The sequence below is a fragment of the Sphingorhabdus wooponensis genome, from assembly GCF_003933235.1.
Taxonomy (GTDB): Bacteria; Pseudomonadota; Alphaproteobacteria; order Sphingomonadales; family Sphingomonadaceae; genus Sphingorhabdus_B; species Sphingorhabdus_B wooponensis.
Map to the genome: position 1 here is coordinate 596,943 of NZ_RWJI01000001.1, position 20,717 is coordinate 617,659.

Sequence of the window (20,717 nt, forward strand, 5' to 3'; positions counted from 1 at the left end):
TTTGTGGTTTGTGTAAAATGGCTGGGGCGGCAGGGATCGAACCTGCGAATGGCGGCATCAAAAGCCGCTGCCTTACCGCTTGGCGACGCCCCAGCGAGCCAGTAATCTGGCCGATGCGGGGGGCTTATATCGTGGGAATTTTATTGCGCAACTGCTTAATCAATGCGTTGCACCCAACCATGGTCATCCGCGGCAATTCCACGTTGGATATCCACAAGTTTTGCCCGGATTTGCTGTGTCATCTGCCCTGCACCGCCTGCGCCGATGGTGAAACTACCCGTTGCAGATTGCACTTTCCCAATTGGTGTAATCACTGCAGCAGTCCCGCAGGCAAAGGCTTCAACCAAGCGCCCACTTTCCGCATCGGCTCTCCACTGGTCAATGGCGTACTGTTCTTCACGCACGTTTAATCCTTGCGCGCGTGCCAAAGTCAGCACGGAATCACGGGTGATACCTTCCAATATCGTTCCGTCAGCTGGCGGTGTGATGATTGACCCGTCGTCGAACAGGAAAAACAGGTTCATCCCGCCCAATTCCTCTACCCAGCGATGTTCGGCTGCGTCGAGAAAAACGACTTGGTCGCAACCCTGCTTAATGGCTTCGGATTGTGCGATAAGGCTGGCTGCATAATTGCCGCCGCATTTTGCCGCGCCAGTGCCTCCCGGTGCCGCGCGCGTATATTGTTCGGACACCCATATCGAGATGGCTGGCGCGCCGCTTTTGAAATAATTGCCTGCCGCAGACGCAATGACCATGAACAGATATTCGGCAGACGGCTTCACACCCAGAAAAACTTCACTCGCGATCATGAACGGGCGCAGATAAATGGAACCACCGTCGACAGGAGGGAACCAGTCTTTATCAACCTCAACCAATTGCTTGCACGCTTGCAGAAACATCTCTTCGGGCAATTCGGGCATAGCCAAGCGCTTTGCCGAGCGTTGAAATCGGCGGGCATTTTGTTCAGGGCGAAACAACGCCATTCCGCCATCGGCCAAACGATAGGCTTTTAATCCTTCAAAAATCTCTTGCGCATAATGCAAAACGGCTGTCGCAGGGTCGAGCGTCAGCGGACCGCGCGGTCCAACCTTTGCATCATGCCAGCCCTTGTCGTCCGAATAACGGATTGTAACCATATGGTCTGTAAACACCCGTCCAAAACCAGGATCGACAAGCCGCGCCGCGCGTTCACTAGGATCGACCGGATTAGGGTTTGCCTCAAAAGGAAATGCGCCAGCGTTCATCGATGTTCTCATTCATTAGGGTCTTGCGCTGTCCTATGGCCTAGGCCAAGATACGTCAATATGGCTGTCCCATCCTCTGTTTCTGTCACGCCGACCGCGTCTCCTCTGTTCCTTCGTGAAAATGAAGTAAGGCGTGGGGTCGAACTTTTGTTCTTTGGATATACGCGCCTAACGCGTGCTATTGATGAAGGTTTGGCGGAACATGGCCTTGGCCGCGCGCACCATCGCGCGCTCTATTTCATTGCGCGTCAGCCCGACCTGCCGATTAGTGCCTTGTTGAAAATTCTCGCTATCACCAAACAGTCGCTTGGACGTGTTCTGACCGATTTGGGAGACCGGGGGCTTGTCGAAACGCGCACGGGGAATATTGACCGGCGTCAGAAGCTCTTACGCCTAACGCCCGAGGGCGTTCAGTTTGAAGCACAATTGTTTGATGCGCTGCGTAGCAGCCTGGCGTCCGCTTATGCTGCGGCGGGGCAGGAATCGGTCACAGGCTTTTGGCGTGTTCTTGAAGGTTTGATTCCTGCTGAGGACAAGGCCATGGTCATCGCCTTACAGAAAGATATTTAATGCGCGATACACTCATAAGGCTTGCAAACACCATCGCTCAGCGCGCGGACGCCGCCCCTGATAGCAGCTATGTCGCTTCTTTATTCGCCAAAGGCCGCGGCAAAATCGCGCAAAAGGTTGGCGAAGAGGCTACCGAGACTATTATCGCGGCGCTCTCGGGAAATGCGCAAGAGGTTACGGCCGAGGCCGCTGACCTGATTTTTCACCTGATGATTTTGCTGCGCGATGCAGGCGTAACGATGGACGATGTGCTTGCCGAACTGGATCGCAGGGAAGGGGTGTCTGGCTTGGTTGAAAAAGCTGCGCGGACATAAATCAAGGAGTGATACATGCCGATTGACCCCACACTGGAATATGACGACCAGAATATTTTCGCCAAAATCCTGCGCGGTGAAATACCGTGCCGCAAGGTGTTCGAGGACGAATGGGCCTTGGCGTTTGACGATATCAACCCGCAAGCGCCCGTCCATGTGCTGGTTATTCCCAAGGGTGCGTATGTCAGTTGGGACGATTTTAGCGCAAAAGCCAGCGATGCTGAAGTCGCCGGCTTTGTCCGCGCCGTGGGGCATGTTGCGCGCGAATTGGGGCTGGTTGAGCCAGGGTATCGCCTGCTCGCCAACATCGGAATAGACGCGCATCAAGAGGTTCCGCACCTGCATGTCCATATTTTTGGTGGAAAACCGCTTGGCCCCATGCTTATGCGGTGAAATTAAGTTGCGCTAATGCACGGAGTGTTTAGTTCGACTATGGAGCTATATTTTTTTGGGAGATGAGTATGATTTTCGGGCGCGTAAAGCCGCTTGATGCGATCTTGGCTACGGCCGAGAAAAAATCGCTCACGCGAACGCTGGGGGCTTTTCAGCTTACTATGCTAGGTATTGGTGCCATCATTGGCACCGGCATTTTTGTTTTAACGGCTGAGGCTGCAAATAAAGCTGGTCCGGCCATGATGATCAGCTTTGTCATCGCTGCCGTGGTTTGTGGACTTGCGGCATTATGCTATTCTGAATTGGCATCAATGGTGCCTGTTTCAGGGTCAGCTTACACTTATAGCTACGCGACTTTCGGCGAAATCATTGCATGGATTGTCGGCTGGGCGCTTGTCCTTGAATATGCCATCGCGGCCTCTGCTGTGTCAGTTGGTTGGTCTGGATATATGGTTGGGCTGGTTGAGAATATCTTTGCTATAGAGGTCGGTAATGACTTTGTTGCTGGGCCATTCGACGCAAACCCCGGTATTATCAACGTCCCCGCCATGCTCATCGCATTATTGTGTATGGCGTTATTGTTGATTGGGACCAAAGAAAGTGCGCGCTTTAACGCAATCTTGGTTGCTATCAAGGTGTCGGCTCTGATGCTCTTTCTTGTCCTGGCATTGCCAGCAATGAACGCAGAAAATTTCCAACCATTTAGCCCGAACGGCTTTTTCGCGAAGGAAGTTGTCGATCCGATTACGAATAACATGGTCACAGTCGGTGTTGCGGCTGCGGCGGCTTCTATTTTCTTCGCTTATGTCGGTTTCGATGCCGTTTCCACAGCGGCAGAAGAAACGATTAATCCGCAGCGGAATATCCCAATCGGTTTGATTGGTTCGCTGGCTATCTGCACCATCATCTACATGTTGGTTGCTGCTGGAGCTACGGGCGCTGTTGGAGCGCAACCGGGTGGTGAATTGTCACAATCGAAAGAAGCTCTGGCCTTCGTGCTCAATGAAATTGGTCACGGCTGGGCAGGGAAGCTTGTGGCTATTTCGGCAGCCATTGCATTGCCTTCGGTTATCTTGATGATGATGTTCGGCCAAACCCGTATCTTTTTCGTGATGGCGCGTGACGGATTACTGCCTGACGTGTTTTCCAAACTTCACCCGAAATATGGAACACCGCATGTCGTAACCTTGTGCACAGGTATATTTGTGGCATTGTTTGCTGCACTTTTCCCTGTTGGCAAATTGGCTGACATTTCAAATTCTGGCACTTTGTTCGCATTCTTTACCGTTGCGGTCGGTGTCATGATTTTGCGTCGTACCAATCCCGACCGCCCTCGGCCATTCCGTACACCTTTGTACTTCTTGGTTTGCCCCTTGGCTGCCGCAGGCTGTGTGTTCCTGTTCTTCCAGCTTTCTGGGTATACGGAACTCATGTTCTTGGGTTGGACAACAATTGGGTTGGTTGTGTATTTCCTGTACAGCCGCCGCCGGAGCCATGTTGGCCAAGGGATTGCGTAACATTGGAGCGCCGAAAAGCGGTTTAGCTGCAATTTCGTAAATTGGTTACCAAATGACAAAAGGACAGGGGCGCTTCGGCGCCCCTTTTCTTTGCCTTAATTGCGCGGAATGACGGGTAGCGGCTGGGTTGTGCCGGGACGCGTAAACAGCTTCCCCTTTTCGCACCACAGGACAAGGCTAAGCGCGACCAGCCCGCAACATAGAAAGCCAAAAGCAACGGGATAAACCGTGCCGTCAAACTGCTGCCCGATGATTGCACCAAGCGACGCCGCGAGCGCCGTGCGGACAAAGGTTTGAAACGAAGAGGCTGCGCCTGCCACATGGCCAAAGGGGGACATGGCAATCGACGAGAAATTAGAGCCTATAAAACCAATCATGGCTACATTGCCCGTTAGTAAGATAAGGAAAATGGGCAAGGAGGTTGGGGCAAATCTTGCTGCAAGTAATTGCAACGCGCCCAATGCGATAAAGGTCAACAAAGCGGTCTGCGACACACGACGCGCGCCAAAGCGTTCGACGATGCGCGAATTGGTGAAGTTTGACATGGCGATACCAATGGCGATGATGGCAAAACCGATCGTGAAAAAATCAGCGGCATTGAACACCTTGTCAAACATTTGCTGCGAACTGTTAAGATAGCCGAACAAAGCGCCCTGTGTGATGCCCGCGCCAATCATATAGCCCGCGGCGTTGCGGTTCAGGACAACCACTTTCCAAGCCTTGGCCAGCGCCTTTGGCTGAATAGGAATGACATTTTCGGGCGCCAATGTTTCGGGTAAGCGCAGATAGACCCAAATGGCGGCAGCGACGGCCATGCAGGCCATCAGGTCAAAAATCACGCGCCAGCCAGCGAAAAACAGGACCAATTGGCCGATTGTCGGCGCGATAATCGGCACGATCATGAATATAAGGAAGATAGTCGACATGCGCCGCGCCATGGCGTCGCCTTCAAATTGGTCACGGATGACCGAAATTACGAGAACGCCCATCGCTGCCGCCAAAAGCCCATGGACAAAGCGCATGATCATCATGATTTCAAAATCAGGTGCAAAGGAACACGCTAGCGAAGCTATCGCCGACCCCATAACTGCAATCAACAATATCGGTTTTCGTCCATAACGGTCGGACAATGGTCCGTAGATAAGCGCCCCGATCCCCGTGCCAGCCAGAAAAATTGAGATGATATATTGGATATGGTTCGGTTCAGAGAGGCCGAGCCCGCGCACCATAGCGGGGAAGGCGGGTAGCATTGCGTCAATGGCCAGCGCATTAAGCGCCATGAGCGACGACATCATGACGGTCAACTCACGCGGACCGATGGATTCATTAACTGGACTATGAGTTGGCATTTTGCGGCTATGCGGGAGCGGCCACTATTTTGCCACCCGCTAAATCGTCAAATCAACCCGGAGCTGCGCATGCTGCTGAAACCGTTTTTGCCGATGATGATATGGTCATGCACAGCTATCCCGAACTTTTTCCCTGCATCCGCAATGTCGCGCGTCATGGCAATGTCCTGTCGGCTGGGCGCGCTATCCCCGCTGGGGTGATTGTGGACAAGAATAATTGCCGCTGCACCAAGATCCATCGCGCGGCGGATGACTTCGCGGGTGTAAATGGCGGCTTGATCTATCGAGCCCTCGCTTGCGACCTCATCGCGGATCAACATATTTTTGCTGTTCAGATACAGTGTACGCACGCGTTCGATGGTCAGATGCGCCATGTCGGCGCGCAAATAATCGAGTAAAGATTGCCACGACGACAGGATCGGCAGTTCGCGCACAGGTTCGCTAAGAAGACGAAGTGCCGCGACTTGAACGATTTTGAGCGCCGCCACGCTGGTTTCGCCCATCCATTTTTCCTGCAAGATACTGTCTGCGTCTGCCGTCAGCAAAGCCGAAAAGTTGCCGTAACGGTGAATTAAATCCTTCGCGATCTGCTTAGTATCCCGGCGCGGAATGGCGAGGGCGAGAAGATATTCAACCAATTCATGATCGTGCAGGCTTTCGCCATTTTTTTCCAACAAGCGTTTACGCAAACGCGCACGGTGGCCCGTGCCATGATGGTCGCTCTTGTCTACATTATCTGTCATCAGGGCTATCCTGTTGTGATATATCCCTTTTCTGTGATTTTTGCATTCGGCGCAAGCGGCATAAAGCGAATGGCGTTGCAACCCGTCGACCTTTCCCGCATTTGGGTCACATGCAGGGACCTGCCAACGAAACACCAACGGGCGATGTCGATATGCACCCCAATAGAGGCGCATGGTGGAAGCGGCGTATTTTCGGTGGCGTCGGCATCATGCTCGCGCTGTTGCTGCTGTTTGCATGGGCTCAGCGTAACTATATTGCCGACTATTTTGTGCAAAATGCGTTTGTAGAGCGCGGTATCCAGGCAAGTTACAAAATCGATACTATTGGGTTCCGTACCCAGCGTATTCGCGACCTTGTCATCGGCGATCCTGCACGCCCCGACTTGACCGCGAAGCTGGTCGAAATTGATATGGCCCTGAACTTCTCGGGTGCAGAGGTGCGCGACGTCCGCGCGGATGGTGTCATGCTGCGTGGGCGTTATGTGGACGGCAAATTGTCCTTTGGCGCACTCGATAAATTTACAGACACTCAGTCTGCCGAGCCCTTTGAATGGCCCGACATTGCTCTAACCATCACAAATGCGCGGGCGCGGATGGACACTTCTTGGGGCATAATTGATGCAGACCTTAATGGCAGCGGCCTGCTCCGTAACCGATTTACGAGCAATCTCTCTATGCGTTCTGCCAGTATCGCGGCTGCGGGATGCACAGCGGCGGATATGAAATTTGATGGAAAGCTGATGCTGGAATGGCGCGAGCCGCGCTTGGTTGGGCCAATCACTTTCACCAATGTAAAGTGCCGCAGTTCTGGCGTGGCGCTTATCGCGCCGCGTTTCGATACCAATCTCAAGCTATCTGAACGCCTTGACGCGTGGGACGGCAACATCGCCTATGCGGCAGACGCGATCAACCTATCGCAAGTTCAGGTGCGACGCATATCTGGGAAACTATCGGTGGATGGCAAATTGGCCCGTTCCAAAGGCAGTATGCTTGTGTCAGCGCGAGGCGCAATGTCGATCGGCAATGCGGCAATGGATCGTGGCACCATTACAGGTTTGCGCGACTTGGCAGCACAAACCAAGGATACGCCCATTGGCCCAATCGTCGCGCGCATGACACCCGTTTTGGAACGCGCTGGCGATCAATTCTCCGCGCGGCTTGGTTTTGATGCCTATCAGGATTTTCAAGGCCGCAGCGGGGCCCGCATTGCCGACCTCTCTTTTACCAGTGCTTCGGGCGTCCGCCTGCGGCAAAATGGTTCATTTGGGGTGACTGGAACTGTGACGGGCTGGCGACTGGACGGGCCTATGCAATTTGTGCTGTCTGGACCCCATGTCCCCGCCATTACCCTCCGCCTCGTGCAATCGGGGCAAGCTTGGTTGGGTAACCTTGTCATTGCACCTTATGCTTCATCTGGGGCAAGCCTATCGTTACCAAAGTTTGCTTTTAACATTGCCCCGCATGGGGCGTGGCGCTTTGCCGGGCAGGTGCGGATGTCCGGACCTTTGCCCGGCGGGTTCGCTACTGGCCTGAATATGCCAATATCGGGGCGTTATGATGCAGGCGCCTTTCATCTGTATGATGGCTGCCAAAATGTCCGCTTTAACGCCTTGCGCCTATCGAGCTTAGCCTTGCGGGGCCAGTCGCTACGCTTATGCCCCGACGCGGGACGTCCAATGCTGCGCTTGCGTGACGGCAATGTCCGCTTTGCGACCAATGTCACAGGGTTAAATGTTTTGGGCACGCTAGGTAGTGCCCCCCTTGCCGCGCGTGGCACGCATGTGCGGTTTAGCTTCACCGATGGTTTCGCGGCCAAGGATGTGGTCGTCGAACTGGGGCAACCCGATGCGCGCTCTATTTTCAACATCGCCAGCATTGATGGCGCATTTGGCCAAGGCGGGGCATCTGGCACTTTGACCGGCGGGGCAGGGCTGATTGGTAATGTACCGCTGCTTATGGACCAAGCATCGGGCGAATGGCGTTATCTCGCCGAGACTTTGACCTTTAACGCACGGCTGAATGTTTTGGACGCCGAGCAAGTCGACCGGTTTAAGCCAATGCTTGTTCCTGATATGCTGCTCACGTTTGAAAACAATGTCATTAGTGCAAGCGGGGCTTTGGTTGAACCCACCACTGGCACCCGTGTGTCGGATGTCGATATCCGGCATGATTTGGGCAACAGCAGTGGGCGCGCCTTGCTTGCTGTTGATGGACTGCGCTTTAATGAAAGCTTTCAACCTTACTTGCTGACGCCGCTGGTTTTGGGCGTGGCCGCCAATGTTGATGGCAGCGTATCAGGCGATGGCCGGATTGAATGGGACGGGGCAGGGGTACGCAGCACTGGCCGGGTGTCCACGCGCGATATGAATTTGGCTGCCGCTTTTGGCCCTGTCGAAGAATTAACCACCGACATCCTATTTTCCGACCTTTTGGGGCTAGAAACCGTATCTGGCCAAATCGCAACTTTGGGGTCGGTTAACCCAGGCATTCCTGCACTGGGCGGATCGATCAGCTACCGATTGCTGCCTAATCGGCAGGTCGCAATTGAATCGGGGCGCTGGCCATTTGCGGGCGGCGAACTGATCCTTGAGCCAACGATCCTTGATTTCGGCGTTGAGTCCGAACGTCGCCTAACCTTTCGCGTCATTGGTATGGATGCGGAGAAGCTGTTAGCCGGATATGATTTCCAAAATCTGCGTGTGACTGGCGTTTTTGATGGGGTTTTGCCGATGGTGTTCAATCAAGATGGCGGCCGTATTGTGGGTGGCGCTCTCGTGTCGCGATCTGGCGGCGGGGAGGTAAGCTATCTGGGTGAGCTTGCCTATGAAGATATGGGTAGGTTCGCCAATTACGCCTTCAACGCCTTGCGCTCAATCCGCTATTCCACGTTAACTATTGGTGTCGAAGGTGACTTGGGCGGAGAAATCGTCACAGACATCAGCTTTACCGGTGTGCAACAGGGTGCATTAGCCAAGCGTAACTTCATCACCCGGCAACTGGCGCGTGTCCCAATTAAATTTAACGTCAGTGTGACAGCCGAATTCCTGAAACTTATCGGCTCTATCCGTGGGCTTTATGACGCCAATTATGCGGCGGAACGTGATCTGCAATTTTTGCTCGATGCGCAGAAAAGGCAGGGTACGAAACCGGAGCCTGCAGAAACCAAAGAAGAAACATCATATGAATAAACCATTCAGCAAAGGGAAAGCGAATATGGCGCAATGTTGCGATCAATTGACGAACCGCACGGACAATGCGATTCGCTGCTATATGAGAAAAATGATATTCTTGTGCACGCCCCTGATGGCGTCGGTTCTAACGGGATGCGTGCAGGTCACGGCGCCGGACAAGCCAATCGTCATCAACCTCAACATCGCGATCCGGCAGGAAATATTGTATAAGCTGGCCGCGGCTTCCGAAAAAGTGATTCAAGAAAATCCAGGAGTGTTTTGATGAGAAATTCTGTTGAAATGATCATCGCGGCCTTTTTATTGGGTGCTACCGCAACAAGCGCAACGGCCTTTCAGTCGGGACGGGAACCTGCCTATCAAAGTGCCCGGGAAAGCGGCTTAGTAGGCGAAAAATCAGACGGTTATTTGGGCTTTGTTGTTCCACCCTCGTCGTCGGTTCGCGCTTTGGTGGAGGATATCAACATTAAGCGTAAGGCCGTCTATTCAAAAGAGGCGCTGGCAAATGGCGCAACAGTCGAGGAAATGGCGTTGCGTACAGGGTGCCGCTTAATTGTAGAGCGCACTGTAGCAGGTGAAAAATACCAAACCCCATCAGGCATATGGAAAACCCGTGACGGCAGTGCACCTGAGTTGGATCCGCGTTGTCCGCAGTAATGTCGCTAAAATAGTTTGAATGGGCCGTGGCAGAGATGCCGCGGCCTTTTCTATTGCGTCGCAACAATCTTGCAGGCGCGCTGTTGACTTGGCGCGGGGGCTCTCCTAAAGCGCCCGTGCCTAGGCGGGGTTTGCCCGATTTCGAGGTGGTTTCCCTTGTTAAGAAAGGCTGGAATCACATGAATTCAAATAATCCCGGGCAGGACAATGACGGCATAAGTGACGCTCGGCTCGATTCGTTGGATTTGCAGCTGAAAGCGGCACGGAAAGCCGAAGCAGTTCGCGCTGGTAAAGATCAGGTTCCGGCCAAAGGAATGCGGCAAGGGAATAGGGTTTTGACAGAGCTGATTGCGGGTCCGGCTGGTGGTGCTTTGGTTGGCTGGTTGTTGGACCGCCTTCTGGGTATCGCACCTGCGCTCCTGTTGACGTGCATGTTTTTGGGCATCGCGGTCGCCTTCAGGAATATCATTAAGATTTCAGCTGAGCGTCCGGACTAATCTGGGCGCTTGACGTGTATATAACAGGGTAGTGAACGTGGCAGGCGAAAGCGGCAAAATCGATCCGATGTACCAGTTCAAGATTGAGCCGCTCGCGCAGCTTCAGCTTGGCGGTTATGACGTCTCCTTCACCAACTCTTCGTTGTTCATGGTGCTTGTCTTGGGCGCTTTGTGGCTGTTCATGGCGGGCGGAATGAAGCGTGAAATGGTCCCTGGCCGCTGGCAAATGGCCGTCGAAGGGGCAACCGGCTTCATCAACAACATGCTGACCGCAAATGTCGGTCCTGAGGGCAAGAAATATGTGCCCTTGGTGTTCTCGTTGTTCATGTTCATCCTGATGGCGAACTTCATGGGCATGATGCCCTTTGGTATTGTCCCCGGCGTGCATCCTTTTACCATTACAAGTCATCTGACGGTAACCGCTGTGCTGGCATTGTTCAGTTTTGGCACCGTATTGGTCGTTGGCTTTTGGAAGCATGGTCTGCATTTCTTCAGTCTGTTTGTGCCGCATGGCACACCATGGTGGCTGTTGTGGCTAATTCCGGTCATCGAACTTTTCTCCTTCATGATCCGTCCCTTCAGCCTTGCGCTGCGTTTGTTCGTCGCCATGACGGCGGGGCATATCATGATGAAGGTGCTTGCAGGATTTGTGATCAATGGCCTGAACGCTGAGGCCGCATGGGTTCCCCTGATCGTCAGCTTCCCTGCATTTTTGCTGATGATTGGCATCACTTTGCTTGAACTGCTCGTATGTGCCATTCAGGCGTATGTTTTCGCGCTTTTGACGTCGCTGTACATCAACGACGCCGTCAATTTGCACTAATTTTCAACCACTAAGTTTATTTTTCAACAGGAGTTTTTATCATGGACGCAGAAGCAGCCCAAATGATCGGTGCCGGTTTGGCAGCAATTGGTGCCGGTATCGCCGCTGGCGGTGTTGGTAACGTTTTTAGCTCGTTCCTTCAGGGCGCATTGCGTAACCCTGCAGCAGCCGACAGCCAACAGGGCCGTCTGTTCATCGGCTTCGCCGCCGTGGAACTTCTTGGTCTGCTCGCGTTCGTTATCGCGATGATCCTGATCTTCGTTGCCTAACTGACGGTTCGCCCCGGCACTATGCCGGGGCCTTCTTTCATAAGGACGAACGGATAATATGCCCCAGATTAGTCAGATCCTTGAAACCTATGCATCGCAGTTTTTTTGGCTGTTGATTGTATTCGGCTTGATCTATTTTACGGTCGGCCGTGTAATGTTGCCAAAGGTAGAAGCAACGATGGACGCACGCGATCGCAAGATTGCGGACGACCTTGCTGCTGCCGAACATGCACGGGCAGAGGCTAATAATCTGGGTGACAGCGGTGCTGCTGATTTGGCAGCGGCGCGGACTGCGGCGCAAGCCAAGTCCACCGCTGCCAAGACGAAAGCCGCAAAGGACGCCGATGTGCGTCTGGCGAAGGCTGATGCAGAAATCAGTGCAAAGATTGCCGCTGCTGACGCCGAATTGGCCAAGGCAACCGCCAAGGCTTTATCGGGTATCGAAACTGTGGCAGCAGAAGCCGCAGCTGATATCGTTGCCAAGGTTTCCGGTGCCAAGATCACATCTGCGCAAGCCGCAAAAGCAGTGAAGGCGGTAATGACCAATGGCTAATCCAGCAATAGTAACCGAAGCAACCGCAACCGCGCCTGCACCAGACGCCGCTGCCATTGCTACTCCAGATGCTGAAGCACATGCCACAACCGAAGCGCATGCTGGCGCTGAAGAACATGTTACGCCATCGGCGCTCGGCTTTGATGCATCCATGCTCGTCGCATTGGCGATGCTCGCAGTGATCGCCTTGGCACTTTGGAAAAAAGTCCCTGCGATGATTGCAGGCGCGCTGGACAACCAGATTGCTGGCATCCGTGCGCAATTGGATCAGGCGACCGCTTTGCGGGCCGAAGCGGAAGCTATCAAGGCTGAATATGAAGCCAAGGCGAAGCAAGCCGCGATTGATGCCGAAGCGATGAAGGCTTCGGCCGAAGAAGAAGCGAAGCTTATCATTTCGCGCGCTAAGTCCGACGCCACCGCGTTGATTGGCCGTCGTGCGCAAGCTGCGGAAGATAAAATTGCAGCCGCCGAGCGCGCCGCAATTGCCGATGTGCGCAAGACAGCTGCCACCGCTGCGGCGGCCGCTGCAGCGCAACTTATCGCTGCGCATCATGATGCAAAGGCCGATGCTGCGTTAATCGATCAGTCGATTGCGTCTCTAAACTAAGATAAGCTTTTATATCTTTGCCATTCTCGCGCCTGCGTGCGTGGGAATGACATTGTGTAGTGTTAAGACGTTGCCTACATGGCAGGCAATATGTCCAAAGCTGACCGCCCCGACCAACCCAATGCGGCCTCCCGCTTTAGCGAGGAAAAGGCGACTTACGCTGTGCGTGGTGCGGATACGCCGGATTTTGACACCGGCATTGCTGCCATCCGTAATGTATTGAAGACCCTTCCACTCAAACCCGGCGTATATCGCATGCATGATGCGCGGGGCGATGTGCTTTATGTTGGTAAGGCGCGCGCCTTAAAGAATCGCGTCGGCAATTATGTGCAGATTGACCGGCTGCCCAATCGCTTGCGCCGGATGGTCGCATTGACGCGGTCCATGACCATCGTCACCACCAATAGCGAGGCTGAAGCACTGTTGCTGGAGGCACAGCTGATTAAGCGATATCGCCCCGCTTACAATGTGTTGCTGCGCGACGATAAAAGCTTTCCCTTCATCCTGTTACGCGCCGACCATAAATTTCCGCGTATTCAAAAACATCGCGGCGCGCGGCGGCATAAGGGGCAATATTACGGCCCGTTCGCCAGTGCTGGTTCCGTCAACCAAACGCTGAATGCGCTGCAAAAACTGTTTTTGTTACGCAGTTGCACCGACAGCTTCTTTAACAATCGTGACCGGCCTTGTTTGCTGTACCAAATTAAGCGCTGCTCCGCGCCTTGTGTCGGGCGGATTGATGATGCGTCATATGATGGCCTTGTTGCGGACGCCAAATCCTTCCTCGATGGCAAATCCTCCAATGTGCAGGCCAAGCTGGCTAAGGAGATGGAGGCTGCGGCTGAAGTGCTTGATTTCGAGCGCGCCGCCATGGTGCGCGACCGGCTTCGCGCGCTGACCTTCATTCAAGGGTCGCAAGCGATCAACGCCGAAGGCGTGGGCGATGCGGACATTTTTGCGCTGGCGCATCGCAATGGGGTGATGGGCATTCAGGCGTTTTTCATACGCGGCGGGCAAAATTGGGGGCATCGATCTTTCTTCCCTGCGCATGTTGCTGAAATGAGCGAGGATGAGGTGTTTACTAGCTTCCTCGCGCAATTTTATGAGGATGTACCGCCTGCTAAGTCCATTTTCCTTGATCGGCAGCTGACCGAGGCCGATTTGTTGGCCCAAGCTTTATCCGAACGTGCGGAACGCAAGATCGAAATCAGCATGCCGCAACGCGGCGACCGTGTTCGTTTAGTCAAACAAGCCACGCGTAACGCCGAGGAAGCGCTTGACCGTAAGCTGGCAGAGAGCACCACACAGGGTAAATTGCTGCAAGAAGTGGCTGACCTGTTCGAATTGCCCGAACCGCCGCGCCGGATCGAAGTCTATGACAACAGCCATATTCAGGGGACTAACGCGCTGGGTGCAATGATCGTGGCGGGGGCAGAAGGCTTCATCAAAGGTCAGTATCGCAAGTTCAACATCAAAAACCCGGACACAGCGCCGGGTGATGACTTTGCCATGATGCGCGAAGTGATGGCGCGGCGCTTTGGACGGTTGATGGCTGAGGAAGGCGAACAGGAACGCGATGAAAACTGGCCCGACCTGGTCCTGATCGACGGTGGCAAGGGGCAAATGAGCGCCGTCATGCAAATCGTACGTGAATTGGGTGTGGAGGATGTCGCTTTTATCGGTGTGTCCAAAGGCCCCGATCGCCATGCGGGCCGTGAGACGTTCCACTTCCCCGATGGCCGCGAATTTACCTTGCCCGTCAATGCGCCCGTCATGTTTTATTTGCAGCGGCTACGCGATGAGGCGCACCGCTTTGCCATTGGCGCGCACCGCGCAAAGCGCAGCAAGGCTATTACCGTCAGCCCGCTTGACGAAGTTCCGGGCATTGGCCCATCGCGCAAAAAGGCGCTGTTGATGCATTTCGGTACCGCCCGCGCCGTGCGTAATGCCAGCCTTGAAGACTTGCAAAAAGCGCCCGGCGTGTCCGCCGCCGTCGCACAAACGGTCTATGATTATTTCCATAGCAATGGCTAATGCCCGCCCTGGCGGAATGCGGCCCGCTATTTTGATTGCATGGCGAAGCGGGTGCGATAGAGACATGTGATGACGAATAATCAACTGCTTCTGGAAGCTATCGCGCTCAAAAAATGTGTCACCTTGGTGTATAATAATGTGCCGATGAAGTTGGCCCCGCATGTTCTGTATTCCAAGCACAGTGCCGTGTTCACCGATGCCGTAATATTGGAAAAACATGGCGTGGCTCGCCGCGATAAGAAGCTGGGTGCCTTTCATTTATCTGGGCTCAACGACCTGCAACTAACGGACCAGCCATTTGAAATTGATGCCGCGTTCGAACCCACCGCTGAAAAATATGCCGGTGTGACCTTATTTATGGTCAGTACAGACGCAGGATAGAGCTTCCCCTCTCGCCGCAGTCTTGGCATGAGGGCACATGGACATTTCGGCATCTGCCATCATCTGCGCGGTCCGCAACCATGGTGAAACGGGCGCCATTGTCCGCGGCTTCACTGCGGAGTACGGCATGCTCGCGGGCTATGTCGCGGGCGCGCGGGGACGGCAATTGCGCCCGGTCCTTATTCCAGGCAATGTGATCAAGGGTGAATGGCGCACGCGTATCACTGGACAATTGGCGCGCTTGACACCCGAACCTGTGCATAGCCGCGCACATTTACTCAGCGAACCCTTGGCGACTGCCGCGATTGATTGGGTCACCGCACTTACCGCTGCAACATTGGCGGAAGGCATCGCCTATCCGCGTATCCATAGCGCGGCGGACGGCTTATTATCCGCGATTGAGCTTGCACCGGCGGCGCGGGTGTGGGCAGGGGCCGTGGCGCAATATGAAACATTGTTGCTGGCTGAACTTGGTTATGCCGAAGAACATGATAGCGACAGCGCGCCGGTGGCGATGATGGCGCAGACCCGCAAGCGGCTCGTCGCGCATGTCCTCGGCGACCGCCGCGCCGACGTTATGGCGGCACGCGAACGCCTCGTGGAGCGGTTGAAGCGTGCGGTGATGTGACGGCCGTACAATCGGTTTTGTGCGAACATAGTTGCATAAGCGCGCGGCCATTGGCAGGGGAAAGCCTGCCATTTCAGTATCGTCATGCTGAACGGATGCAAAAATTGAAGGACAGGTCGAATGTTAGTTGCCTTGTTACCCGGGGACGGAATTGGCCCCGAAGTCATCACGCAAGCCCGCCGCGTTTTGGATGCGCTCGCCATCGACGGGCTGGTCTTTGAAGAAGCGCTGGTTGGTGGTGCGGCGTATAAGGCGACCGGACATCCTTTGCCGGCGGACACGCTGGCGCTTGCCAAGCGCGCGGATGCGATTTTGTTTGGCGCGGTCGGCGATCCGGATTGCGATGCGCTAGAACGTCATTTGCGACCAGAACAGGCGATATTGGGCCTGCGCAAGGAACTGTCCTTGTTTGCGAATTTGCGCCCTGCGACGCTTTTTCCCGAACTGGCTGATGCCAGCGCGCTGCGTCCTGAAGTTGCGTCACAAATAGACATGGTCATCGTCCGCGAACTCAATGGCGATGTCTATTTTGGCGAAAAGGGTATGCGCAAAACCGCCACTGGCAAGCGCGAGGGCTATGACATCATGTCTTATGATGAGGATGAGGTCCGTCGTATTGCGCGCGTCGGTTTTGAAACCGCGATGGCACGGGACAAGAAATTATGCTCGGTGGACAAGGCCAATGTGCTTGAAACGTCGCAATTGTGGCGCGACGTCGTGATCGAAACCCATGCCGAATATCCCGAAGTCGCGCTGAGCCATATGTATGTCGACAATTGCGCGATGCAATTGGTGCGCAACCCCGGCCAGTTTGACGTGATCGTGACAGGCAATTTGTTCGGCGACATTTTATCCGACCAAGCGAGCATGTGCGCTGGCTCTATCGGTATGTTGCCCAGCGCATCCTTGGATGCCGCGCAAAAGGGCTTATATGAGCCCATCCACGGCAGCGCGCCCGACATTGCGGGGCAAGGTAAAGCCAACCCGCTTGCTACTATATTGTCGGCGGCAATGATGCTGCGTTACTCGCTGGGCTTGCCAGAGCAAGCGGACCGGATTGAAGCGGCCGTTGCGAAAGCACTATCTGGCGGCGCACGTTCGCCGGACCTCGGTGGTACGCATTCTACCCGTGAAATGGGCGATGCCGTGCTTGCTGCCTTGACCTGAACCCTGCTCTCCCCGAAAAGCGAACTTATGAAGAAAACAACAGGCCAGAATCGCGAAATTACTCGGCATTGGCGTCCCGCCACCCAAGCGGTGCGTGGCGGCACTTGGCGCAGCGAGCATGGCGAAACGTCGGAGGCATTGTTCCTGTCGTCGGGCTTTACCTATGACGATGCTGAAACCGTCGCTGCGCGCTTTGCGGGTGAACAGGATGGGATGACCTATTCGCGGTTGCAAAACCCGACAGTACAAATGCTCGAAGAACGCATTGCGTTGATGGAAGGGGCGGAAGCGTGCCGTGCCCAAGCCACGGGCATGGCCGCAATAACCACGGCGTTATTGTGCCAGTTGCAAATGGGGGATCATGTCGTCGCCGCGCGTGCGGCGTTCGGGTCATGCCGTTGGCTGACCGACAATTTGCTGCCCAAATGGGGTATCAGCACAACCACTATCGATAGCCGCGACAATGACGCGTGGAAGGCCGCGATTCAGCCAAATACCAAAGTGTTCTTCTTTGAAACGCCGGCAAACCCGACGATGGATATTGTCGACATGGCCTATGTTTGTGGCCTTGCGAAAGAACATGGCATTACGACTGTGGTCGACAACGCCTTTGCCACCAGCGTTTTGCAGCGGCCGATGGACTTTGGCGCCGACGTTGTTGCCTACAGCGCGACGAAATTGATGGACGGGCAGGGCCGCGTTTTGGCGGGCGCCGTCTGCGGTTCGCAAAAATGGATGGATGAAGTTTTGTTGCCGTTTCAGCGCAACACGGGGCCGAATTTGTCGCCATTTAACGCATGGGTTGTGCATAAGGGACTTGAGACCTTGGAATTGCGCGCCGTGCGGCAGTCAGAGAACGCGTTGGCGGTTGGCAAATTCTTGGAAAGCCGCGTGCCGCACATCATGCATCCCGGTCTCGAAAGCCATCCGCAACACGCACTTGCGATGCAGCAGATGAAAGCCTGCGGGCCAATCTTTGCATTTGAAGTCGATGGTGGCCGCAAACAAGCGCACGCTTTGCTCAACGGACTGCAGTTGATCGACATTTCCAACAACATTGGCGATGCGCGCAGCTTGATGTGTCACCCGGCCTCCTCCACCCATCATGGCATGGGGCCTGAAGCCCGCGAAGCGATGGGCGTCGGCGAAGGCATGATCCGCATCAATGTCGGCTTAGAAGACCCCGCTGACCTCATTGAAGATCTGGATCAAGCGCTAAAGGCGGCAGGTTTGTGACCAGCATATTGGATTCCTTCTTCGCGGTGAGCGCGACAACGGAAGGTATCACTGTGCGCGTCTCACCAAATTTTTTGGTGGAACAATCCGTCCCCGCGCAAGGACGCTGGTTCTGGTCTTACCATATTCGCATCGAAAATGGCGGAGACGAGCCTGTGCAATTGATGACGCGGCATTGGCGGATCACCGATGGTCGCGGCATGATTAACCATGTCGATGGCGACGGCGTGGTTGGCGAACAACCTGTGCTCCGCCCCGGCGAAAGCCATGATTATGTCTCCGGCTGCCCTTTGCCAACGCCGAGTGGCACGATGGAAGGGCAATATCGCTTTGTGCGGGAGGATGGATCGACCTTTCTGGCGGAGATCCCCTGCTTTACTCTGGTGGCACCAGCCACAGCGCGATGAGTTTAGGCGCATGAAACGTACGCATTTGCCTTTAAACGGTCTGCGTGTCCTCGACGCGGCGGCACGGCATTTAAGCTTTACGAAGGCTGCGGATGAACTCGCCGTAACGCCTGCTGCAGTAGGTCAGCAAATCCGCGCGCTGGAGGAAATGTTGGGTGTTGTGCTGTTTCGCCGCACGCCCAAGGGGCTTGAGCTAACCGACGAAGCGGCAAACGGCCTTGATGCCTTACGCGCCGGGTTTCTGCAATTTGAAGAATCGGTCCGCGCGATGCAGGCGGGGCAATCGTCCAATGCGCTAACCATTGCTGCGCCGCGTGACTTCACCGCCAAATGGCTTGCGGCGCGGCTGGCGACCTTTAGCAAGGCAAACCCCGATACGCGGTTTACATTGGTCGCGGCCGACGAAGATGTTGACTTTACCGAGGCCAATCTCGATCTCGCCATTCGTCTGACCACTGGGCCTGGGGAGAATGAAGGCATCCGGCTTGCGGCGGGCGCTTATGTGACTGTTGCTGCACCAGAGGGCGGTGCGGACACGCCAATCAGCTGGCCTAATTGTCCTGTGGCCGACGGCGTAGCTGCTCTGCGCTTGGCCGATGCCGGCCTTGCTATTGACGCCGCTGCGATTGGGCTGGGCCGTGCAACCGTTCCGCTCATCTTGGCCGAAGCCGACATCGCCAGCGGGAAAGTCCGTGCCGTCGATAATGCGAAGGAAAGCGATGACGCTTATTGGCTAGTTGCCCCCTTGCCACAATGGCGGCAGAAGAAGGTAAAGGCGCTGGTTGAGGCTTTGACAGCGTAGAATTACAGCAGCGGGTTACTCCGCCACATTGTCCAACAACCGCCCCATCAAGTTCGCAAAAACGGCGTTATCGACGTTTGCCGCATTGTTGTTCCAGCTTCCGGTCACGGTGTAAAAATCCCCCGCCTTCGACTTGGCCAAATAGCTCATCGAAATCACGCCGGGCTCTGACCCGCCCTTGTAGCCCAAATACGCCCATTTCGACGCAGAGGCTGGCGAAACGCCTTTGTTCACCGCCATGATGTTCAACATCGTTTCATTATTCATGCCGCGCATATTGTGCAGCAGGGCAGCAATATCTACTGGCGTGGCGAACCATTCAATGCTGTCGATCGCCGCTGGGCCCGAACCGAGCAATACGAGATTGACCTTCTCATAGGTAAGCTCTGCGGCCTTTTCGTCCAACAATGCGCGTTGTTGCGCCTCCGTTGCGGTCTCGAATGCCTTGCGTAACGCTGGATTGGTTTTCAGCGCAAAGGCCTCGACGGTGGTGAGCAGAGGCAAAGCTTTGTCCGGGTTGCTATGCCCCACCAGCGCCAGCTTCTTCTCAATCGCCTCACGTCCCAAGACGCCAATCAGTGCGTCAGTGGCGGTATTGTCGCTGATGGAGATCATCCAAGTCGCCAATGTTTGCAACGTCACCGGCGTATCGCGCGGCCAGCCCTGCGTGGCTGGGGACGAATAGCTAATGGCCGTCAGCGGCACAACGTCCGACCATTTGCGGCGGCCAGCATCGACCTGCGACGCAAGTTCGGCCAGCACATACAGCTTGAAGGTGGAACCAATAGCGAATTGCTGCGTGACATTTCGGCCCGCAATTTGCGTGCGTGTGCCGTTGGCCGCCACCTTTTCGATCAGATATCCTGCCGCGCCGGGCAAAGCCGCGAATTCGGCGTCAACTTTTGCAAGCGAGTCGCCTTTCACCTCAAAGCCTTTGATGACCAGGCCAACCACCTTATTCGGCGCAACTGCCTCGACCGCGATTTCAGCATTTGCGATTGCGCGTTCGAATTCGATCATCACCACAGCGCTAAATGGGCCATTTGGCGCGACCGAAGTGACCTTAAGCGGCTGGCCATATTGCGCGATGAATTGGTCGGACAAGGTCTTAAGCTGCTTTTCCGATACGAGGGCAAGAAACGAAGGCGCGAAGAAATCGGTCGCTGCCACCTTGCCCGAAAGCATAGCGGGCAGTTGCTCCACGCGAAGCTCGAGCGGGCCGCTGGCCTTTGCGGCTGACGGCGTGGGCGCTGCGCCTGTTTGCGCGCTAACGGGTGCGCCAACAGATGCCAGTGCGGCGATGGAGACTGCGAGGATGATGCGGTTCATGAAAGCGCC

At 55.0% G+C, this 20,717-nt stretch carries 23 protein-coding genes and 1 tRNA gene; 19 read left to right on the forward strand and 5 right to left on the reverse strand.

Translation table 11 applies throughout. The annotated features are described in order from the left end of the window. Positions 1-18 precede the first annotated feature (18 nt). Positions 19-93, reverse strand: a tRNA-Gln gene (locus D7D48_RS03065). 62 nt (positions 94-155) lie between these two features. Next, entirely contained in the window at positions 156-1,244 is a 1,089-nt protein-coding gene (locus D7D48_RS03070; RefSeq protein WP_125230858.1) for a branched-chain amino acid aminotransferase, read from the reverse strand. Positions 1,245-1,304: 60 nt separating this feature from the next. On the opposite strand from D7D48_RS03070, the gene D7D48_RS03075 reads away from it, so the two are divergent. From D7D48_RS03075 to D7D48_RS03090, 4 genes are all read left to right on the forward strand, one after another. Further along, positions 1,305-1,814, forward strand: a complete 510-nt coding sequence (locus D7D48_RS03075; protein WP_125229892.1) for a MarR family winged helix-turn-helix transcriptional regulator — start codon at positions 1,305-1,307, stop codon at positions 1,812-1,814. Next, positions 1,814-2,128 carry a phosphoribosyl-ATP diphosphatase gene (locus D7D48_RS03080; protein ID WP_125229893.1) on the forward strand — a complete coding sequence of 105 codons (315 nt, stop codon included), beginning with the start codon at positions 1,814-1,816 and terminating at the stop codon, positions 2,126-2,128. Before D7D48_RS03075 ends, D7D48_RS03080 begins: the two co-directional genes overlap by 1 nt. A 15-nt stretch (positions 2,129-2,143) precedes the next feature. Continuing rightward, positions 2,144-2,521, forward strand: a complete 378-nt coding sequence (locus D7D48_RS03085) for a histidine triad nucleotide-binding protein (protein WP_125229894.1) — start codon at positions 2,144-2,146, stop codon at positions 2,519-2,521. Between the two features lie 68 nt (positions 2,522-2,589). Next, positions 2,590-4,038 carry an amino acid permease gene (locus tag D7D48_RS03090; RefSeq protein WP_125230859.1) on the forward strand — a complete coding sequence of 483 codons (1,449 nt, stop codon included), beginning with the start codon at positions 2,590-2,592 and terminating at the stop codon, positions 4,036-4,038. Positions 4,039-4,133: 95 nt separating this feature from the next. Here the strand turns inward: D7D48_RS03090 and D7D48_RS03095 are convergent, their stop codons facing one another. Continuing rightward, a complete protein-coding gene (locus D7D48_RS03095) occupies positions 4,134-5,387 on the reverse strand; it encodes a multidrug effflux MFS transporter (RefSeq protein WP_125229895.1) in 1,254 nt (417 codons plus the stop codon). A gap of 47 nt (positions 5,388-5,434) precedes the next feature. Then, the gene (gene radC, locus D7D48_RS03100) at positions 5,435-6,130 is read right to left on the reverse strand and encodes a RadC family protein (RefSeq protein ID WP_125229896.1); all 696 of its coding nucleotides are present in this window, start codon (positions 6,128-6,130) and stop codon (positions 5,435-5,437) included. 110 nt (positions 6,131-6,240) lie between these two features. Here radC and D7D48_RS03105 point away from each other — a divergent pair, with 110 nt between their 5' ends. The 15 genes from D7D48_RS03105 to D7D48_RS03175 all read left to right on the forward strand — a co-directional run bounded on the left by D7D48_RS03105 (position 6,241) and on the right by D7D48_RS03175 (position 19,379). Further along, a complete protein-coding gene (locus D7D48_RS03105; protein ID WP_125229897.1) occupies positions 6,241-9,318 on the forward strand; it encodes an intermembrane phospholipid transport protein YdbH family protein in 3,078 nt (1,025 codons plus the stop codon). Positions 9,319-9,409: 91 nt separating this feature from the next. Further along, positions 9,410-9,583 carry a YnbE family lipoprotein gene (locus D7D48_RS03110; RefSeq protein ID WP_245964319.1) on the forward strand — a complete coding sequence of 58 codons (174 nt, stop codon included), beginning with the start codon at positions 9,410-9,412 and terminating at the stop codon, positions 9,581-9,583. After that, positions 9,583-9,975: a YdbL family probable chaperone protein gene (locus tag D7D48_RS03115; protein ID WP_125229899.1), complete on the forward strand. Its 393-nt coding sequence runs from the start codon at positions 9,583-9,585 to the stop codon at positions 9,973-9,975. Before D7D48_RS03110 ends, D7D48_RS03115 begins: the two co-directional genes overlap by 1 nt. 131 nt (positions 9,976-10,106) lie before the next feature. Beyond that, entirely contained in the window at positions 10,107-10,472 is a 366-nt protein-coding gene (locus D7D48_RS03120; protein ID WP_425452515.1) for an AtpZ/AtpI family protein, read from the forward strand. A 67-nt stretch (positions 10,473-10,539) separates the two neighbouring features. After that, on the forward strand, positions 10,540-11,295 hold the full coding sequence (locus D7D48_RS03125; protein WP_185739813.1) for a F0F1 ATP synthase subunit A: 756 nt from the start codon (positions 10,540-10,542) through the stop codon (positions 11,293-11,295). A 41-nt stretch (positions 11,296-11,336) separates the two neighbouring features. Continuing rightward, positions 11,337-11,564 (forward strand): F0F1 ATP synthase subunit C, encoded by a 228-nt coding sequence (locus D7D48_RS03130; protein ID WP_125229901.1) that lies wholly within the window; start codon positions 11,337-11,339, stop codon positions 11,562-11,564. Positions 11,565-11,622: 58 nt separating this feature from the next. Further along, positions 11,623-12,117, forward strand: a complete 495-nt coding sequence (locus D7D48_RS03135) for a F0F1 ATP synthase subunit B family protein (RefSeq protein ID WP_125229902.1) — start codon at positions 11,623-11,625, stop codon at positions 12,115-12,117. Next, positions 12,110-12,724, forward strand: coding sequence for a F0F1 ATP synthase subunit B family protein (locus tag D7D48_RS03140; RefSeq protein WP_125229903.1), 615 nt, complete (start codon positions 12,110-12,112; stop codon positions 12,722-12,724). The genes D7D48_RS03135 and D7D48_RS03140 overlap by 8 nt, the downstream gene beginning before the upstream one ends. A 90-nt stretch (positions 12,725-12,814) precedes the next feature. Next, complete coding sequence (gene uvrC / locus D7D48_RS03145) at positions 12,815-14,758, forward strand: excinuclease ABC subunit UvrC (RefSeq protein ID WP_125229904.1); 1,944 nt, start codon at positions 12,815-12,817, stop codon at positions 14,756-14,758. Between the two features lie 69 nt (positions 14,759-14,827). After that, complete coding sequence (locus tag D7D48_RS03150) at positions 14,828-15,139, forward strand: hypothetical protein (protein ID WP_125229905.1); 312 nt, start codon at positions 14,828-14,830, stop codon at positions 15,137-15,139. Between the two features lie 37 nt (positions 15,140-15,176). Continuing rightward, on the forward strand, positions 15,177-15,767 hold the full coding sequence (recO, locus tag D7D48_RS03155) for a DNA repair protein RecO (RefSeq protein ID WP_125229906.1): 591 nt from the start codon (positions 15,177-15,179) through the stop codon (positions 15,765-15,767). Positions 15,768-15,887: 120 nt separating this feature from the next. Further along, positions 15,888-16,934, forward strand: coding sequence for a 3-isopropylmalate dehydrogenase (gene leuB, locus D7D48_RS03160; RefSeq protein ID WP_125229907.1), 1,047 nt, complete (start codon positions 15,888-15,890; stop codon positions 16,932-16,934). A gap of 27 nt (positions 16,935-16,961) precedes the next feature. Further along, positions 16,962-18,170, forward strand: a complete 1,209-nt coding sequence (locus D7D48_RS03165; RefSeq protein ID WP_125229908.1) for a trans-sulfuration enzyme family protein — start codon at positions 16,962-16,964, stop codon at positions 18,168-18,170. Beyond that, on the forward strand, positions 18,167-18,577 hold the full coding sequence (apaG, locus tag D7D48_RS03170; RefSeq protein ID WP_245964320.1) for a Co2+/Mg2+ efflux protein ApaG: 411 nt from the start codon (positions 18,167-18,169) through the stop codon (positions 18,575-18,577). Before D7D48_RS03165 ends, apaG begins: the two co-directional genes overlap by 4 nt. A gap of 10 nt (positions 18,578-18,587) precedes the next feature. Continuing rightward, positions 18,588-19,379, forward strand: a complete 792-nt coding sequence (locus D7D48_RS03175) for a LysR family transcriptional regulator (protein ID WP_125229909.1) — start codon at positions 18,588-18,590, stop codon at positions 19,377-19,379. A 15-nt stretch (positions 19,380-19,394) separates the two neighbouring features. Here D7D48_RS03175 and D7D48_RS03180 read toward each other — a convergent pair whose 3' ends face one another. Then, complete coding sequence (locus D7D48_RS03180; protein ID WP_125229910.1) at positions 19,395-20,708, reverse strand: serine hydrolase; 1,314 nt, start codon at positions 20,706-20,708, stop codon at positions 19,395-19,397. Positions 20,709-20,717: the final 9 nt, after the last annotated feature.

Excerpts from the sequence above, each read along its gene's own strand:
- D7D48_RS03115 (WP_125229899.1), top strand. The coding sequence starts at position 9,583 with ATGAGAAATTCTGTTGAAATGATCATCGCGGCCTTTTTATTGGGTGCT.
- D7D48_RS03140 (WP_125229903.1), top strand. The coding sequence starts at position 12,110 with ATGGCTAATCCAGCAATAGTAACCGAAGCAACCGCAACCGCGCCTGCA.
- D7D48_RS03165 (WP_125229908.1), top strand. The coding sequence starts at position 16,962 with ATGAAGAAAACAACAGGCCAGAATCGCGAAATTACTCGGCATTGGCGT.
- D7D48_RS03125 (WP_185739813.1), top strand. The coding sequence starts at position 10,540 with ATGTACCAGTTCAAGATTGAGCCGCTCGCGCAGCTTCAGCTTGGCGGT.
- D7D48_RS03150 (WP_125229905.1), top strand. The coding sequence starts at position 14,828 with ATGACGAATAATCAACTGCTTCTGGAAGCTATCGCGCTCAAAAAATGT.
- D7D48_RS03085 (WP_125229894.1), top strand. The coding sequence starts at position 2,144 with ATGCCGATTGACCCCACACTGGAATATGACGACCAGAATATTTTCGCC.
- leuB (WP_125229907.1), top strand. The coding sequence starts at position 15,888 with ATGTTAGTTGCCTTGTTACCCGGGGACGGAATTGGCCCCGAAGTCATC.
- D7D48_RS03090 (WP_125230859.1), top strand. The coding sequence starts at position 2,590 with ATGATTTTCGGGCGCGTAAAGCCGCTTGATGCGATCTTGGCTACGGCC.
- D7D48_RS03095 (WP_125229895.1), bottom strand. The coding sequence starts at position 5,387 with ATGCCAACTCATAGTCCAGTTAATGAATCCATCGGTCCGCGTGAGTTG.
- D7D48_RS03080 (WP_125229893.1), top strand. The coding sequence starts at position 1,814 with ATGCGCGATACACTCATAAGGCTTGCAAACACCATCGCTCAGCGCGCG.
- D7D48_RS03070 (WP_125230858.1), bottom strand. The coding sequence starts at position 1,244 with ATGAACGCTGGCGCATTTCCTTTTGAGGCAAACCCTAATCCGGTCGAT.
- D7D48_RS03175 (WP_125229909.1), top strand. The coding sequence starts at position 18,588 with ATGAAACGTACGCATTTGCCTTTAAACGGTCTGCGTGTCCTCGACGCG.
- D7D48_RS03105 (WP_125229897.1), top strand. The coding sequence starts at position 6,241 with ATGCAGGGACCTGCCAACGAAACACCAACGGGCGATGTCGATATGCAC.
- uvrC (WP_125229904.1), top strand. The coding sequence starts at position 12,815 with ATGTCCAAAGCTGACCGCCCCGACCAACCCAATGCGGCCTCCCGCTTT.
- D7D48_RS03180 (WP_125229910.1), bottom strand. The coding sequence starts at position 20,708 with ATGAACCGCATCATCCTCGCAGTCTCCATCGCCGCACTGGCATCTGTT.
- D7D48_RS03130 (WP_125229901.1), top strand. The coding sequence starts at position 11,337 with ATGGACGCAGAAGCAGCCCAAATGATCGGTGCCGGTTTGGCAGCAATT.
- D7D48_RS03075 (WP_125229892.1), top strand. The coding sequence starts at position 1,305 with ATGGCTGTCCCATCCTCTGTTTCTGTCACGCCGACCGCGTCTCCTCTG.
- recO (WP_125229906.1), top strand. The coding sequence starts at position 15,177 with ATGGACATTTCGGCATCTGCCATCATCTGCGCGGTCCGCAACCATGGT.
- D7D48_RS03110 (WP_245964319.1), top strand. The coding sequence starts at position 9,410 with ATGATATTCTTGTGCACGCCCCTGATGGCGTCGGTTCTAACGGGATGC.
- radC (WP_125229896.1), bottom strand. The coding sequence starts at position 6,130 with ATGACAGATAATGTAGACAAGAGCGACCATCATGGCACGGGCCACCGT.
- D7D48_RS03135 (WP_125229902.1), top strand. The coding sequence starts at position 11,623 with ATGCCCCAGATTAGTCAGATCCTTGAAACCTATGCATCGCAGTTTTTT.